The sequence below is a fragment of the Methanothermobacter thermautotrophicus genome (genome assembly GCF_014889545.1).
Classification (GTDB): domain Archaea; phylum Methanobacteriota; class Methanobacteria; order Methanobacteriales; family Methanothermobacteraceae; genus Methanothermobacter; species Methanothermobacter thermautotrophicus_A.
Genome location: NZ_QKOF01000004.1, coordinates 1 through 15,389, shown reverse-complemented (window position 1 = coordinate 15,389; position 15,389 = coordinate 1). Strand labels below are relative to the sequence as shown.

Annotated in this window: 17 protein-coding genes and 1 tRNA gene; 5 read left to right on the top strand and 13 right to left on the bottom strand. The window is 51.1% G+C overall.

Annotated elements, in window-relative coordinates; translation table 11 throughout:
- Positions 1–125: 125 nt before the first annotated feature.
- The 6 genes from DNK57_RS02220 to nikR all read right to left on the bottom strand — a co-directional run bounded on the left by DNK57_RS02220 (position 126) and on the right by nikR (position 5,550).
- Entirely contained in the window at positions 126–1,535 is a 1,410-nt protein-coding gene (locus tag DNK57_RS02220; protein WP_192961439.1) for a Mur ligase family protein, read from the bottom strand.
- A gap of 12 nt (positions 1,536–1,547) precedes the next feature.
- Positions 1,548–2,603: an MraY family glycosyltransferase gene (locus tag DNK57_RS02215; RefSeq protein WP_192961438.1), complete on the bottom strand. Its 1,056-nt coding sequence runs from the start codon at positions 2,601–2,603 to the stop codon at positions 1,548–1,550.
- Positions 2,600–3,700 carry an ATP-grasp domain-containing protein gene (locus DNK57_RS02210; protein ID WP_192961437.1) on the bottom strand — a complete coding sequence of 367 codons (1,101 nt, stop codon included), beginning with the start codon at positions 3,698–3,700 and terminating at the stop codon, positions 2,600–2,602. Before DNK57_RS02210 ends, DNK57_RS02215 begins: the two co-directional genes overlap by 4 nt.
- A 129-nt stretch (positions 3,701–3,829) precedes the next feature.
- Positions 3,830–4,336: a hydrogenase maturation peptidase HycI gene (hycI, locus tag DNK57_RS02205; protein ID WP_192961436.1), complete on the bottom strand. Its 507-nt coding sequence runs from the start codon at positions 4,334–4,336 to the stop codon at positions 3,830–3,832.
- A gap of 16 nt (positions 4,337–4,352) precedes the next feature.
- Positions 4,353–5,108, bottom strand: coding sequence for a methyltransferase domain-containing protein (locus DNK57_RS02200; RefSeq protein ID WP_192961435.1), 756 nt, complete (start codon positions 5,106–5,108; stop codon positions 4,353–4,355).
- A gap of 19 nt (positions 5,109–5,127) precedes the next feature.
- The gene (gene nikR, locus DNK57_RS02195; protein WP_010876378.1) at positions 5,128–5,550 is read right to left on the bottom strand and encodes a nickel-responsive transcriptional regulator NikR; all 423 of its coding nucleotides are present in this window, start codon (positions 5,548–5,550) and stop codon (positions 5,128–5,130) included.
- Positions 5,551–5,780: 230 nt separating this feature from the next.
- Between nikR and DNK57_RS02190 the strand changes: the two genes are divergently transcribed.
- Together DNK57_RS02190 and DNK57_RS02185 are read left to right on the top strand one after the other, a co-directional pair.
- Positions 5,781–6,185: a CBS domain-containing protein gene (locus DNK57_RS02190; protein ID WP_192961434.1), complete on the top strand. Its 405-nt coding sequence runs from the start codon at positions 5,781–5,783 to the stop codon at positions 6,183–6,185.
- A 39-nt stretch (positions 6,186–6,224) separates the two neighbouring features.
- Positions 6,225–6,707 (top strand): hypothetical protein, encoded by a 483-nt coding sequence (locus DNK57_RS02185; protein WP_226890984.1) that lies wholly within the window; start codon positions 6,225–6,227, stop codon positions 6,705–6,707.
- A 33-nt stretch (positions 6,708–6,740) separates the two neighbouring features.
- Here DNK57_RS02185 and pheS read toward each other — a convergent pair whose 3' ends face one another.
- From pheS to DNK57_RS02160, 6 genes are all read right to left on the bottom strand, one after another.
- Positions 6,741–8,276, bottom strand: coding sequence for a phenylalanine--tRNA ligase subunit alpha (gene pheS / locus DNK57_RS02180; protein ID WP_192961431.1), 1,536 nt, complete (start codon positions 8,274–8,276; stop codon positions 6,741–6,743).
- A gap of 20 nt (positions 8,277–8,296) precedes the next feature.
- The gene (locus DNK57_RS02175) at positions 8,297–9,214 is read right to left on the bottom strand and encodes a triphosphoribosyl-dephospho-CoA synthase (RefSeq protein WP_192961430.1); all 918 of its coding nucleotides are present in this window, start codon (positions 9,212–9,214) and stop codon (positions 8,297–8,299) included.
- Positions 9,215–10,183, bottom strand: coding sequence for a porphobilinogen synthase (gene hemB / locus DNK57_RS02170; protein ID WP_192961429.1), 969 nt, complete (start codon positions 10,181–10,183; stop codon positions 9,215–9,217).
- Between the two features lie 128 nt (positions 10,184–10,311).
- Positions 10,312–10,455 (bottom strand): 4Fe-4S binding protein, encoded by a 144-nt coding sequence (locus DNK57_RS08980; protein ID WP_320056845.1) that lies wholly within the window; start codon positions 10,453–10,455, stop codon positions 10,312–10,314.
- Complete coding sequence (locus DNK57_RS09310; RefSeq protein WP_320056844.1) at positions 10,428–11,132, bottom strand: 4Fe-4S binding protein; 705 nt, start codon at positions 11,130–11,132, stop codon at positions 10,428–10,430. The genes DNK57_RS08980 and DNK57_RS09310 overlap by 28 nt, the downstream gene beginning before the upstream one ends.
- Positions 11,125–11,808, bottom strand: coding sequence for an endonuclease III domain-containing protein (locus DNK57_RS02160; RefSeq protein ID WP_192961428.1), 684 nt, complete (start codon positions 11,806–11,808; stop codon positions 11,125–11,127). Before DNK57_RS02160 ends, DNK57_RS09310 begins: the two co-directional genes overlap by 8 nt.
- A 176-nt stretch (positions 11,809–11,984) precedes the next feature.
- Here DNK57_RS02160 and DNK57_RS02155 point away from each other — a divergent pair, with 176 nt between their 5' ends.
- Genes DNK57_RS02155 through DNK57_RS02145 form a run of 3 tightly spaced genes read left to right on the top strand, consistent with a single transcriptional unit; the run spans position 11,985 to position 15,010 of the window.
- Complete coding sequence (locus tag DNK57_RS02155) at positions 11,985–12,644, top strand: TIGR00266 family protein (protein ID WP_192961427.1); 660 nt, start codon at positions 11,985–11,987, stop codon at positions 12,642–12,644.
- Positions 12,645–12,666: 22 nt separating this feature from the next.
- Positions 12,667–13,812, top strand: a complete 1,146-nt coding sequence (gene aroC / locus DNK57_RS02150) for a chorismate synthase (protein ID WP_192961426.1) — start codon at positions 12,667–12,669, stop codon at positions 13,810–13,812.
- Entirely contained in the window at positions 13,793–15,010 is a 1,218-nt protein-coding gene (locus DNK57_RS02145) for a threonine/serine exporter family protein (protein ID WP_192961425.1), read from the top strand. Before aroC ends, DNK57_RS02145 begins: the two co-directional genes overlap by 20 nt.
- Here DNK57_RS02145 and DNK57_RS02140 read toward each other — a convergent pair.
- A tRNA-Thr gene (locus DNK57_RS02140) sits at positions 14,992–15,064 on the bottom strand. The two genes, DNK57_RS02145 and DNK57_RS02140, sit on opposite strands and share 19 nt — an antisense overlap.
- Positions 15,065–15,389 lie beyond the last annotated feature (325 nt).

Below are 15,389 nucleotides of genomic sequence, written 5' to 3'. Positions count from 1 at the left end.
TACTGAATAGTTAGTTCTCTGACTCCAGCTTTATAAAGATTGACCACGGGGACATGATCAGTGCAGCGCACGAAACTAACAATCCACTGAAATGAACACCCTATCAGTGATAACATGCCTAACATTCAGTCCATGATTTCATCGAGGACACCTGCCGCAGGGTCCATTCCCTGGGCTCCGAGGAGGAGGATGGTGTCATCGGGTTCAGCGGCATCAAGCACCATCCTCAGGGCGTCCCTGAGTTTCTCCACGTGGATGTAGGATACCCCCCTCTCATCGAGGACCCCCAGGAATGCCCTCCTCTCATTTTCAAGGACCCTGTTCTGCTCATCGACAAGGTCACTGCTTGATGTTACTATGAGCTCCGCATCAAGGCCCTCCAGGGAATCTGCAAGGGCAGCTGCATTCATCACATTTATATCCTCTCCACGGGAGCCCCGGATGGCATTCACCACCCTGAGCCTCCCCCTCAGGTTGGCTGCGGCGCTTTTCACGGTGGACCTGATACCTGAGGGGTTGTGGGCGAAGTCATCTATGACTAGAGGCTCCCTCATGAGGACTGTAAACCTTCTCCTGAGGGGTCTGTATGTTTTAACACCCTGCCTTATATCCTCGGGGGAGAATCCAAGCTCCAGGCATGCTGCAACTGCAGCCAGGGTGTTCTGTATGAAGTGCTCACCCATGAAGGGGAGTTCCTCTGCAGGGATTATCAGGTCATCTTCAAGGTGGATGCCCTCCCCATCATACCTCACATGGGAGTCCCGACCATAGAAGACCACCCTGAGGGAGGGGTTCACACGGGCCATGGCCCTCACACGTTCATCATCGGCATTGAGTACAGCCACCCCTGATTCAATTGCCCTGAGGGCCCCTGATACCTCCCTGGAGACATCTTCCACCGACTCAACAAGTCCTATGTGGTCCATTGCAACGTTGGTTATGACGACCACCTCTGGCCCTATGGCCGATGTCATGAGGCGTGCGTGGTCCATCATAACCCTTCCAAGCCACCCCTGCACCTCTGAGACCTCTATGACCATGAATTCAGGTGCCCCATTAGAGGATACCTCTGCTATCTGCTGTGAGACCACGGGGTCTATGAGTGTGTTGAACTCTGACCTTGAATCGGTGTTTGTGTAGGATGAAGCACCGGTGGTCCTTATTATATGGTGGATCATGTGGGTCGTGGTGGACTTGCCATTGGTGCCTGTGACCACAACCCTCCTTGATGATGGGGCGAATCTCTCAATGGTCCATGAAAGTGCCAGGGCATTCGCATTTTCAATCCTGTCAACGAGGATAACAGGGAGCCCGTAATCTTCAGCTGCCCTGGCAGAGTTCCCCCTGAGATCCTGGGTTATGATAGCAGATACACCCCTTTCTGAGGCGATTTTGACGCCAGTCTCATCGATCCAGTGCCTTATAACAATGTCACCTGCTTTAGCAGCTCCAAGGGTTGTGAATATTCCTCTGAATGCTCTGTTTGGACCTCTGAGTTTCCCTGAAACCCGCTCTGCGATTTCATCAAGGTACATGGCCTTCACCCATCAGAGGAGTCTCCCCGTGAGCTGGAGTCCCAGTAGACAGACCACAAGTGTTATGAGCCAGTATATGAGCACTATCCTCCTCTCGGACATCCCACGGTAGTGGAGTGTGTGGTGCAGCGGTTCAACAGGGAGCCTTATAACCCCTGCACGGTGGAGCAGACTCACGATAACCGAGACCACGGGCACCGCTATTGCAAGGACGCCGAAGTAAACCGTGTCCGTGAGCATCACAGCAGTCGCATAGCCCGCCCCCAGGGCGAATGAACCTGTGTCACCCATGAATATGCTTGCAGGGTGCCTGTTGAATACCAGGAAGCCCGCGCAGAGCCCTGCCAGTGCCAGGAAGGGCATGGCCTGGCCTGACAGGCCGAGGAAAATTGCGCATGACGCTGATGCTATGAGCATTATGCCTGCCGCCATCCCATCCATCCCATCTATGAGGTTAACTGCATTTATGGCCCCCACCATACCTGCTATGACGATGGGTGCGGCTGCAAGGCCCAGGTAGAAGCCTCCGAGCTTAGCAACAGCCCCTGAGAGTACAAGGAATAAACCTATCATCAGCTGGGCCATTATCTTCTCCCCCTCACTCACCTCATTCTTTATTGGGGCCTCACCGACCACCTCAACAAGTCCCTCAGATAGCAGGGCCTCAACATCCCTCTTTGCCTTGTCTGTTGCCGCCCTTGCCTCCTCGCCTGGCTTCAGGACAAGCTGACCAACCTCCAGGGGCCTTTCAGATACGTTCCTTATGATCCTCTGAACCTCCTTCACCTTGAGGCCCAGGAGGTCATCCAGGAGGCCCACAATGGCTGCTGTGAGAACTATGAGTGAGGTGAGGATTAGGTAGGGGTTGTTCCGGTAGATTACCGTTACAAGGAGGAGGGCCAGTAGCATCCCGAGGCCTCCCATTGTAGGTGTTCCTGCCTTGTGGCTGTGCTCAGTGACTATTGGTTTATCCCCTATACCTGCACTCCTGAGAATGTTCCTTATAAATAGTGTGAATACTGCAGCTGAAGCAGCACCTATAATGAAAACCATCAACGACTCCATCATATCACCTGCCCTCTATGTACACGAAGATCACCGAGTTTTTTAAGGACCAGGTCAATCATTTCAGGATTCCCGGCCCTGACAGTTAGGCGCATATGGTTCCTGGGACCGTGGAGCACCCATGAGGCCCCCTCAGGCATGATGGACTCAAGGTCCCCGGGGTTACCTACCGGTATCTCAACGGCATAATGGTTCTTCCTCCTGATTTTACCCGGTTTCCAGTTCCCTGCTGCCATGTCCACCAGGCAGTGCATTGGGTTTATGCCCGTCGCGGCCTCTGAGATGTACCTGGTCCCGCTTGGCCTTGTGTTGACCTCTATGGCGTAGAGTTTTCCATCCTCTGAGACTATCATGTCAACGTCGGTGTTGCCCTCCGCACCAAGGAGTTCAGTGATTTCAGAGGCCCTTTCAAGCGCTTCCATTCCATCGAATCCCCTGATAATTGCTGGGGCCCTCTTCACCTTCTTCAGGGGGTGCAGTCCATCCACCCTTGTTTCTCCCTTATCAACGGCCACCAGGGGGAGGGTTTCGCCATTCCACCTGAGCACCTCAACCGAGATCTCACGGCCCTGTATGTAATCCTCCATGAGGGCATGGTCACTGGCGCGGAGATAACCCCGGACATCAGAGGGGGTGGCTGCAACCATCACGCCTGAGCCGCCCTGTCCCTCCCTCTGCTTTAGAACCACCGGAAATTCAGTTACATCAGCCGGTGAATCGATTAAACTGTATTCCGGTGTCCTTATCCGGTTCCTGGTAAAGAACTCCTTGGTCTTAAATTTATCTGTGGATATCTCAGCAGCCTCTGGTCCTGATGCAACCACCGGAATCCCGTGGTCAGTTTCAAGTTTGTCCTTGAGCCAGGCCACATCCCTGAGGGGTCCGTCGACACCTATCAGCGGTACCACTGCGTCAACGTCCTCCCTGAGGGCGATTTCCAGAGGGCCCTCCATGCCCCTGGGTACGATGTGGTGTGAATCGGCGAGTTCAAGGTTGGGGGCATCCGGGTTTGACTCAGAGAGTATGGTGGTCACACCCATTGCTGACGCATACTCTGCAACGTCATTGAAGAGTCTTGAACCTATGAACAGAATCCTCATAATGATCACTCAAAAAATCAAGGGCTGGTTTACTCTTTGGCGGGGTCTTATAAAAACTTAATCTTGGAGGGAAGTGACATACACAATTCAAAGACACATGAAAAAACATGGCTGAGTGAAACCAGGCAATCATTCGCGCCCCTCAACACCATCAAGGGCAGCGATTATCACCCCTGCGAGGTCATGGACAGCCCCTTCAACCACCGGTGACAGTTCGGTTCCAAATTCAAGGTTTTCTGGCTGCACGCCCATGAGGGCTATCCTGTAGTCACCCTGATCCTCAAGGTACCTCAAAAGGAATGATAGGGGCATGGCATGGGTGGAAATACTGTAATCTGATATGCTGTCCCTTTCGATGAACCTCACCGTTCCCGGGTCCTCCCTCATCTCAACAGCATCCACAATCAGGATATGGCTTGGATTTTCGGACCTGATCTTTCCTGTGAAGTTTTCAGGCACGGTACCTGCATTGATAAGCAGGTGCCCCCTCTTCACCATCGCCTCCTGGATGAGGGATGCGAGGTATGGGCCAAGGCCATCATCAGATCTGAGTTCATTTCCAACTGTGAGGACGAGGAGCCTTCTGCAGTCAGTGAGGAAATCATTTAGAATCCGCTTCAGATGGATAGAAATCACCAGCCGTACTCAAATTTTAGATAAAATCCTTTATGGATGCTTCAACTGAATCAAATCCGCCTCCCATCCTGTAGGAGAGTTCTATCTCAACCTCACCTCTATCAACGGTCTCCCCCAGTGGTATGATGAGCGGCGGGTTTATCATTGGTGTTGGACCGCATATGATTTCAGGTGCCGTCATGGTGAAGGATGTTATTCTGATGGCGTTGAATTTATCCAGTGCTTCCAGCCTCAGTGAACCCCTGAACATCTCATGGAGGTCCTCATTGAATTCAACCCTGTCATAGACCCTCATTGGACCTGATGATTGCTGTGAAAGATTTTCATCATACATGATGTTTTCACAGTTCACACTGACGGGTTCTGCTGCATTGAAAACCGCCTGTGGTATCACAGTCCCCTCATCCCTGAGGAATCTGAGGGCCCTCCTGAGAACCGGGACCTGCTCCTCATCTATAAGTGCCGTGTCAAGCATCTCGCATATAATCGTATCGGCCTCACTGAATTCATGGTGGAGGGCGTCCTCGTTGACAACAATGACGTTATCGAGGCATGAGAGGTTCTCCCTTGCACATGCAGCTATCTTAGGATCCCTCTCGATTGCAATTACTCTATCAGCGTGCTTTGATGCGAAGAATGAGAGGATGCCGCTACCGGCACCCAGGTCATAGGTGATGCCCCTTGCCCTGGAGGATATTGCCTCGCGGAAGGCTGCAAGGCGTTCATGATCCCCCAGGAGGTTTCCGTGATAGGGTGTGACCCTGAATCTCATTTAGTTTCTGATTGCTGGATCAGTGTTCATGTTCTATCTTCTGTTCGGTTGATGTGCTGGTGAGCCTCACGTGTTCAACGCCCTTGAGCCTCATCATCTTCTCGGTGAGTTCCCTTATCTTTGCAACGTCTCCCTTAACCACTATAACCTCAAGGCAGTGCCTTTCGGTCATGTGGACGTGCATAACAGCATTGATGTATTCGCGGTAGTCGTGCTGTATGTCTGCAAGGTCCTCCATGACCCCTGTGTAGTGGTGGTCGTAGATGACGGCAATGATACCGATTCGCTCACCTTCCATTTCGTTCATCCACTGGTACCTTACAATGTAGTCCTTAAGAGCGTCCCTTATGCCCTTTGACCTTGACTGGTATCCACGATCCCTTAAAACTTCATCAAATTCATTTAAGAGCTTTTTTGGTAGAGACATGCTTATTCTCATCATAACTATTACCCCACAGGTGATTTCATATGAACTTATTATATTATTATTCTAAAGTCATATTTAAACTTTGTTTAGCCTGCAGTATTGTCTGCAGAAAACAACGGGTTATTACCTGAATAATTAACACGACTATTTAAATGCATCGCACCCCCTGTATCTAACCTGTGGATAACAAAACATAAAAAGATACAGTGATATATTAATTAGAAGTATGACTTTGAGGGATTTCAATGAAGGTTAAAGAAGCCATGAACCCTGAGATAATAACTGTGAGCCCCGAGACAAGGCCCCTTGAGGCCTTCGAAAAGATGTACAAACACGGAGTCAGGAGACTGTTCGTACTTGAAGATAACGGTAAACCTGTGGGTGTGGTATCCTACACAGACCTCATAGGAGTTCTCGGAACCATAAAACCCGACAGCGAACACCCTGAAAGGGACCTCAAGGTGAGGGACATCATGGTTGATGATGTGATAACCATCTCAGCTGATGACAACATAGAGGATGCCGCCAACCTCATGCTGAGGGCTGACATATCAGGACTCCTCGTAATGGATGATGGAAAACCGGTTGGAGTCATAACAAAGACCGATATATGCCGGCTGGTTGCAGCCGAGATACTGGTTCCCTCCTGATGTCCAGGGTTAGTGACCACAAGTAACTGGAGGTCCCCATTGAAGATTATAACCAGAAAGGAAAACATGGTCTACAGGGAAATCAGGTACATGCAGCTTGACCTTAACGCCCCTGTATCTGAGGATATGCTCAAGAGGAACCTTGACCTGCCAGAACATGAATACCATGACACCATCACAGCCCTTGAGAATAAGGGACTTATTTCACGGAAAGATGGTCGTATAGTGGCTGAAAACCTCGATGAAGAGGTAAAGGTGATGGAAACCCAGGAGGATGTGAGGGTCGCCGAGCTCAACCAGATTGAAGAAGAGGCCCTCAGGATACTCAGGGAAACCGGTGGTGGGGCTCCAGTCCCACGGTACCTCCTTGAGGGCCACCTCCTCTACGGTCCTCTTAAACTTGGGACCCGGAGGATGTACAACGTCATCCTCTCCCTTGAAAACAGGGGCCTCCTTGAGAGGGTTCAGCTTGATGATGGTGAGTACTACCGCCCTGTCATGGCACAGGGTAATGAAGATTAATAAAGTTTTAAAGTCCCTCCACTCAAGAGGGGACTATAACTTCAGGTCTCCGGTCACCGGGAGGCCCCTGAGCCATCCAAGGTCGCTCTGGTATAGCATCCTTATATCCTTTATATCAAATCTTATCATTGCAAGCCTCTCTATACCAAGGCCAAAGGCAGCCACCGGGGTTTCAACTCCCAGAGGCTCGAGGACCTCTGGCCTGAACATCCCTGCCCCTCCAAGCTCTATCCAGCTCTTTTTCTCAGGGAGATAGATTTCACATTCAGTTGAGAGGTAGGTGTATGGGAAGTATGCCGGCCTGAATCTGACCTCAAATCCAAGTTTCCTGTAGAACTCCCTCAGTATGCCCAGGAGGTTCCTGAAATTAACCTCCTCGCCTGCAACGATCCCCTCAACCTGATGGAACTCGGGGAGGTGCTTGTAGGTGATGGTCTCCCTCCTGAAAACACGTCCGACAGAGAACATCTTGAGGGGTGGTTCGTTCTCACTGAGGAACCTTGCAGATACACAGGTCGTATGGGTCCTGAGCACACTCTGCCTTGCAACATCCATGTCCCATTCATACCGCCATCCCTGTGAACCTGTTGAGCCACCGGTTTCATGCGCATCCTTCACACCCATCACAAGATCCTCAGCCGGGAGATCTGTGAGGGATGGGTTTTTAACATAGAAGGTGTCCTGCATCTCCCTTGCAGCGTGGTCCTGCGGCTGGAATAGACAGTCAAAGTTCCAGAAGGCAGACTCAACGATCGGGCCCCTTGACTCTGTGAATCCAAGTTTAAGGAATATTGACCTTATCTCATCGATTATACGCCTGAGTGGGTGCATCTTTCCAGGATAAACAAGAGGGTACTCTGCATCAATACTGTATCCCCTGTAGTGGAGTTTTCTCCAGGCCCCGCTCTTGAGGTGTTCATGGGTGACCTGGGTTGCCTCCTCAACTATCTCTATTCCCCTTTCAAGGAGTTTCCTGCCCTTGGGGGTGAGTTCAATGGTATGCCTCTTAATTTTCCTTATATCCACGATTCCCTTCCTTCCCTTCAGGTCCTTCAGTGCACTCCTGAGTTCATCAGGGAGTTCCCTGATCTTCACAGATCCCCTTTCAAGTAAGAGTTCCAGCAGCCTCTCATCCGCACCCCTATCAGGTGTTCCGTGACTCACCGCTGAGACGATACCATTACTTATCCTTGCCCATCCCTTCCTCATGAGCCAGCCAATACCAATACCGGCCTCTTTCTTATCAAGACCTGCCCTGCTGGAAAGTTCTGACATTTCAAGTCCTTCTTCACCCTCAAGGGCCTCCATGAGTCTGCGCTCGGGAAGTCCCTCCCTGGCACAGGACTCTCCATCCTCTGTGAGGGATACAACCTCCTCTTCGTCCTTTATAACCTTCACGAATCCCCTAGATTCAAGGGCGCCTGCTGCACTCATGACGGATTTTATATCGATCTTCTGGGATTCTGCTATTTCCTCAGGTTTCAACGGTTTATCTGAGCCTTCGAATGCCTTCAGAACCTTCTTCTCATAAATGTGAAGCTGGTCAATGATCCTGTCAAGATCCATCATAAAACTCTCCTCCACTTAGATCAAACAAGTGCTGAGTAATAATCCAGCAATCCAACCATGACAGAGGAAGCTGTGAGATCCGCGGTTGTCCCCGGGTTCCATCCCATCCTGTAGAGTTTACGGTCAAATTTCTCAACCCTCCTGAGGCCTGCAGCGGTGAGCACACCTCCCCTATCAACGATATCTGAGGCCTCCTCTGAAACCTCCAGGGCGATCTCCTCGCCATACTTCCTGGATATCAGTGTGTCAGGAAATCTTGAAAGTATGGTCAGGAATGTCTGGACTACGGCCAGGTTCATGCCATGCTCCTCCACGGTTCCCTTAAATACCGGGAAGCCTACATTGAATGTGACCGGCATGCTGGACGTTAACTCCCGTGCGATGAGGTCCCAGGCAGCTGACATCTTGAGGGTGTCAAAGAGGGTGATGTTCTCATCCATTATCCTCTGCTGTGAAGCAGGGTCATTAACGTCAAGGGTGTCATGTTCACCCATTCCACCGGCCTCTGCAGTTGAAATAGCCCTGTAGAGGTTAACAGCATCCTCTGGTGTTGTCTGAAGTATCAGACGGTTTACCTGCTCCCTCAGTCCCTGGAGATCCCCGGTGTCAACCATCCCCGCTGCGGCTGAGAGGGGTGTGAGCAGCATTATGATGCCCAGGTTCGTGTTGGTGGAAACCCACCTCCTGGTGTCCTCAACCGCCCTGAGTATGAGACTCCCCAGTCCGAGGCTTGAAAGGTCAAGGGAATCCCTCAGCCCTTTCCCCCTCTCTGCTGCCAGTCTCATGGTATCACCTATGACTATCCCACTCACAAGGAAGTCCTCGTAGACCATATCATCGAAGTCACGGGTCCTGTGGACGTTGCCTGGCTTCGGGTATCCGCTGACCTCAAGGACGGAGGCCATCTCCGCTATCCTGGAAACATGGAGTGGGTCCATCTAGATCACCTCCAGGAGGTCAGGAGTGAAGTGTGATATGATAAGGTCTGCCCCTGCACGTTTTATTGACAGTATGGATTCATAGATGGCCTCCTCAGTCAGGTACCCACTATTTATGGCTGCCTTCAGCATTGAATATTCGCCGCTGACGTTGTATGCTGCGAGGGGCACCCTGAACCTTTCCCGGACCCTTCCTATAACATCAAGGTATGCCAGGGCAGGTTTCACCATGAGTATATCAGCACCCTCCCGGAGGTCCAGTTCAGCCTCAATGATGGCCTCATCAATGTTCGCAGGGTCCATCTGATAGGATCTCCTGTCACCGAAGGCAGGGGCCGATGATACTGCGTCCCGGAATGGTGCGTAGAATGATGAAGCATATTTAACTGCATAGGACATTATCAGGGTGTCCTGAAACCCGGCATCATCAAGGGTCCTCCTTATGGCGGCCACCCTACCATCCATCATATCAGATGGGGCGACCACGTCTGCCCCGGCCTCGGCATGGGACAGGGCTATCCTTGCAAGGACCTCCAGGGTCTCATCGTTGACGATTTCACCATCAACCACCACACCGCAGTGTCCATGGGTGGTGTACTGGCACAGGCAGACATCGGTCATGACCACAAGGTCTGTTTCCTCCTTGAGCCGCCTCACAGTCCTCTGCACAACACCCCGGGGGTCATGGGCTGCTGATGCGAGCTCATCCTTGGATGATGGCATTCCAAATATGATTACAGATGATAGTCCCTCATCCTCAAGACTGGATGCCTCGGAAACCGCGTCATCCACAGAGTACCTGAACTGGCCCGGCATTGTATCTATTGCTTCCCTCTCACCCCTCTCAAGTTTTTCACTTACAAAGAGGGGGTATATGAGGTCTGATGGGTGCAGCCGTGTTTCTCTAAGGATATTCCTTATCTGTGGACTCTTACGCAACCTTCGCATCCTTTTTGTGGGAAACTCCATATTATCACTCACAGGTAACTATTGGATCCATTGTGATAATTCCTTATTACATCTTCACCGGTAAAAAACATAACCATGCGTGCAGAGGAGAAATTCGGTGACCCTCCATGAAGGCTGGTGTTGGGGAATCATGACTCAACATCCACAAGGACCTCAACACGTTTTATGGCATCTTCAACAGCTTCAGGGTCCATCATTATCTTAATGGCACCTTCAGGACAGCTCTCAGCACACCTTCCACATATTAGGCATCTTCCGGGGTCATGCTCCACCTCACTCCCCCCCCTATGGCGCCCGTGAAGCATACATCCTCACAGCGACCGCATAGAACACAGGAGGCCTCCTCCCTTTTCAGTTCCACTCCCTCCATTGGTGTTATGGAGGATGCTATGTCCTCAGATAGGAGTGGTGTCATCTTCCAGAGGCAGCAGCATTCACAGCAGTTACAGATCGAAAGGAGTTCATCATGGGGCCCCGAGTTAAGCCAGACAGAGTCTATCCTGTTCCTCCCTATTATGTGAACCAGGCCCGCCTCCTGGCACCTTTCAATGTGTTCAAGTGCCTCCCCAGCAGATACGAGTCTTCCGACCTTCTCTGAGATCCTCATGGCGCCGGGTCCCAGGAAAAGGCAGCCAAGGTCATGGGGGTAGCTGCTGCAATCCGATGAGACCCTGCATATGCAGAAGTCCATCAGGAAGATGTGCCTGGATCTGAGTATCATCCGCCTCAGGACCTCCGAGGGGAGGACAAGATTCTCAGGCACCGGGATACTGCGGTTTATCTCTATGGAAGAGTTCCTAGGTATGACCTGTATATCATCCCCCTCAAAGAAGAGTCTCTTTACGAGTTTTCTGAATATCGAAGACCTCCCTGTGAGGGATGCAAGTCTAAACCGGGTCCTGAATGTCCTCCTTATGATCGCAACACTGATATCTGTGAAGTCAATCACATGAATCACCCAGTTTTTCAGTTAGGGGATCACCCTCCCCATGGACCCTTCCCCTGTAGTAGGACTTACCATGCCTGACTATAAGGGCATGGTACTCCTGGAAGACCCTGAAATCGGGTTCAATGGATTTTTCAAAGAGTTCCTTTATTCTGTGGTAGCTCTCATCACCAGCGATGATTCCAAGGTAGGCCAGCATCCTCCGGGTGTATGCATCAACCACGAACTCCGGTTTTCTGTAGGCATATAGCAGCACTGAATCCGCGGTTTCAGGGCCGACACCCCTCACCCTCAGAAGCTCCTTCCGGGATGGTGTTGACCCTTCAAGGGACAGGAAGAACCCTGCCATTTCGCGGAGGTATGATGCCTTCTGTCTGTAGAAACCAGCACACCGTATGGCCGCTTCAATTTCGGCATCATCCAGGGAGAGTATCCTGTGGGGTTTAAGGGCGTCCATCACCGCAAGGTTTATGAGTGCAGATGCAGCGGAGTCCCAGGACGTGTTCTGTGTCAGTATGGACCCTGCAATGACCTCAAAGAGCTCCCCATCATCTGATGGTGGGGTGTAATCGCCAGGGTGGTACCTGAGTGTCATTGTATCCCTATCAATGAGTGGCCACCATCCCTGGGGCCCGTAGAGTTCCATGAGGACCTTGTAGATATGGCTGAGCACTTCCATGTTTAATAGATAAATGAAACACCACGGTTAAACATTTAGGTCCCGCCTGAAAACACCTGATTGTAAGGAATCCACATCAACCGCCATCCTCATGATAAGAGAACATAAAAACCACCACAGTCAGTAAACCAACAATACCCTGATGATATATTAACTAAAAGGTACACAGTAAATCCATGAGATATGAAATTTTACACAGACCAAGTTTTAGTATGGCTCACATCGAGCTTGAAAGCGGTGAAGCAATAAAGGCTGAGACAGGTGCAATGGTGAGCATGAGCTCAAACATAGAACTCCAGACAGAGACAGGGGGTCTTCTTGGGGCCTTTAAGAGATCCATTGGAGGCGAAAGCCTTTTCCTCAACACCTTCAGGGCACAGGGTAAGGGGGATGTGCAGCTCGCACCGGCCTACCCTGGTGATGTTGAGGTCCTTGAGACAACAGAGACCATCTATGCCCAGAGCGGTGCATTCATGGCAGGACCAGAGGATGTGGAGATAGACACCAAACTGGGGGGTTTCAAGACCTTCTTTGCAAGGGAAGGATTGTTCCTTCTTAAAATACGATCCTCAGGACCGGTGTTTCTTTCAAGTTTCGGCGCGATTTACAGCAGGGAACTTGTAAATGAGAGGTTCATAGTGGACACAGGCCACATTGTGGCCTTCACAGAGGGGCTTGATTTCAGTGTGAGAAAGGTTGGTGGCCTCAAAAGCACATTTCTTAGTGGTGAAGGTCTGGTTGCAGAATTTGAAGGTACAGGAACCGTTTACATGCAGAGCCGGAGCATTGATAGCTTCGTTGGATGGTTAACACCCATGCTACCCTCAAGGAGTTAGGCTGATAGCGGGTGGTGATTCGGTGGCCGGGAACAGTACAGGTGAAGTGTTCAGGGTCACGACCTTCGGATCAAGCCACGGCCCTGCAGTGGGCGCTGTTATCGACGGCTGCCCCGCGGGTCTCGAGCTCAGTGAAGAGGACATACAGCAGGAACTTAACAGGAGGAGGCCCGGGACAGGTGCCCTCACCACTCCAAGGGCTGAATCCGACAGGGTCGAGATACTCTCAGGCATATTCGAGGGAAGAACAGATGGCACCCCCATAACTGGAATCGTCAGGAACCTGGACGCCGACTCAAAAAGTTACAGTAACATTGAGAATACACCAAGGCCGGGACACGGCGACTACACATGGAGGGCGAGGTTCAGGCACTATGACTACCGTGGCGGTGGCCGTGGGAGTGGAAGGGTTACCATTGGGCACGTAATCGGCGGGGCCGTTGCAAAGAAGCTCATCAGCGGTTACGGTGTGACAGTAAAGGCCCATGTGGTGCAGGTGGGTGATGTTAGGGCAGACAGGGTAAGCCTTAAAAGGATAGGTGAGTACTCTGAGAGTAACCCTGTCCGATGTGCCGACCCCAGGGCAGCTGAACGTATGGAAGAGGTTATACTTGATGCCCGCAGCAGGGGAGACTCCGTTGGCGGGGTTGTTGAGGTTGTTGCCCTCGGTGCGCCTGCTGGACTCGGAGAGCCGGTATTCAGTAAACTCGATGCAGATATAGCAAGGGCCCTCATGGGTATCGGGTCTGTGAAGGGTGTTGAGATCGGGATGGGATTCGATGTTGCAGAACACCGTGCAAGTGAGATAAACGATGAGTTCTACCTGGATGATGATGGTAAGGTGAGAACAACGACAAACACCTCTGGGGGCATACTTGGAGGGATATCAAGCGGCATGCCGATAACTGCAAGGATAGCCGTAAAGCCCACACCCTCCATATCAGTGCCCCAGAAGACTGTTGACCTTGAAAGGATGGAGGAGACAACCATTGAGGTCCATGGGAGACATGATCCCTGCATCTGCCCCCGGGTTGTGCCGGTTGCAGAGGCTGCGGTTGCAATGGTCCTCGCAGACCATATGATAAGGGCCGGCTTCATCCACCCCACATACATTGGAAACGAATTAAAGAATCCCTGTGACCAGAGAAATGACAGCAGAACTGCTTGAATTCCTTGAGGAGCTGAGCCGCGCCCTCATAGCCTCAGGAAATTCTGTTACAGATACCGAGAGAATCCTGAGGAGTGTCGCCGGTTCCCAGGGTGTCGAGGTTGAGGTCTCGGTCCTCCCAACCATGATCATAATAAAGGCTGAGGGGGAGGTCTCGAGGATGGGCCTTGCAGCCCAGTCCCCAGGGATGATGCCCCTTCACCAGGTCACAGAGATATACAGACTCACCGATGATTTGACATCCGGGAGGAGAGGATTGGGTGAGGCACTGGGTGAGCTCAGGAGCATACTGAGGGGCTCCCACAGGTTCGGGCGCTACGGGATCCTTCTGGGTTACCTTATTCTCTCACTGGGCATAGCACTTCTTATACAGCCCGACCCTGATCTTGTAATTTACTCATCATTCCTCAGCCTTATAGCAGGCTCCCTGATAGTGTTGGGTTACGGTAAGAGAAGGCTCTCCCTCATCATGCCTGTACTGGCATCCTTCACGGTTTCGGGTGTTGCCTTCTTCCTGATCAATACCGGTGCCGTTAGCGGTAACCTCACACTCCTTGTACCACCCCTGATATACTTTATCCCTGGTGTGACGCTAACAACAGGCATCTATGAACTTGCAAGCGGGGAACTGGTTTCAGGGTCAAGCAGGGTAATATATGGGTGCATGGTTCTTCTTCTCCTCCTTTTTGGTGTCCTGATGGGTATGCAGCTTAACAGGTTCCCCCAGGAGGAATTTGCAGCCATAAAGATATCCGCCATAAGTTACAGTCCCTATCTGGGGGCCTTCATATTTGCGGTGGGCATATACCTCTTCCTCTCTGTATACAGGAGTGACTTTCCATGGATACTCCTTGTGCTCTACAGTGCACTCATGGGACAGCAGCTCGGGAATGCGGCTGGAGGAGGACTCCTGGGTGCATTCCTGGGGGCCCTGTCAATGACACTGGTTGCCAGGGGGATTGAGCTTGCAGGTAAGACACCTCACTTTGTCACCCTCTACCCTGCCTTCTGGTTCCTTGCACCTGGATCCATAGGTTTCATAGGACTTGCAAATCTCCTTGGAAGGAACTATCTGACATCCATAGCTGAGATAACACTCTTTGCAATGACTGTGGTTGCAATAGCCCTGGGACTCCTTGTTGGCGCACTGCTCACAGAACCATTCAGTGATAAAATAAGAGCCCCGAGCGGGGATTGAACCCGCGACCTCGGGATTACGAATCCCGCGCTCTCCCACCTAAGCTACCGGGGCCTGAAATAATTTGAGCAGATAATAGTAATTTTTTTATGATATTGAAACTAACACCTTAAATAATTAATGGTCAGCATGTATATCATGAACCTGCCTTGATGTTTGAAAACTCCTATCTGGTCCTGGTTCTAAGGTTCATATGTCTTTGAAGCCCTATTATGATCGAACCCTGTCCTGCATGATAATTTCAAAAGATGTTCATCTCTGACTAAATAATCATCATCGTTAACATTTCATTGCTTTTTTCTAATTTCGGGCCATTTTAGGAGTCCTTTTTAAAGTTCTGTCCCTAACTTTCCACTCTTCTCCATCAAGTAATAGGTTG

Excerpts from the sequence above, each read along its gene's own strand:
- DNK57_RS02215 (WP_192961438.1), bottom strand. The coding sequence starts at position 2,603 with ATGATGGAGTCGTTGATGGTTTTCATTATAGGTGCTGCTTCAGCTGCA.
- DNK57_RS02220 (WP_192961439.1), bottom strand. The coding sequence starts at position 1,535 with ATGTACCTTGATGAAATCGCAGAGCGGGTTTCAGGGAAACTCAGAGGT.
- DNK57_RS02155 (WP_192961427.1), top strand. The coding sequence starts at position 11,985 with ATGAGATATGAAATTTTACACAGACCAAGTTTTAGTATGGCTCACATC.
- DNK57_RS02200 (WP_192961435.1), bottom strand. The coding sequence starts at position 5,108 with ATGAGATTCAGGGTCACACCCTATCACGGAAACCTCCTGGGGGATCAT.
- hemB (WP_192961429.1), bottom strand. The coding sequence starts at position 10,183 with ATGGAGTTTCCCACAAAAAGGATGCGAAGGTTGCGTAAGAGTCCACAG.
- DNK57_RS02160 (WP_192961428.1), bottom strand. The coding sequence starts at position 11,808 with ATGGAAGTGCTCAGCCATATCTACAAGGTCCTCATGGAACTCTACGGG.
- DNK57_RS02210 (WP_192961437.1), bottom strand. The coding sequence starts at position 3,700 with ATGAGGATTCTGTTCATAGGTTCAAGACTCTTCAATGACGTTGCAGAG.
- DNK57_RS02145 (WP_192961425.1), top strand. The coding sequence starts at position 13,793 with ATGACAGCAGAACTGCTTGAATTCCTTGAGGAGCTGAGCCGCGCCCTC.
- nikR (WP_010876378.1), bottom strand. The coding sequence starts at position 5,550 with ATGATGAGAATAAGCATGTCTCTACCAAAAAAGCTCTTAAATGAATTT.
- DNK57_RS02175 (WP_192961430.1), bottom strand. The coding sequence starts at position 9,214 with ATGGACCCACTCCATGTTTCCAGGATAGCGGAGATGGCCTCCGTCCTT.
- pheS (WP_192961431.1), bottom strand. The coding sequence starts at position 8,276 with ATGATGGATCTTGACAGGATCATTGACCAGCTTCACATTTATGAGAAG.
- DNK57_RS02190 (WP_192961434.1), top strand. The coding sequence starts at position 5,781 with ATGAAGGTTAAAGAAGCCATGAACCCTGAGATAATAACTGTGAGCCCC.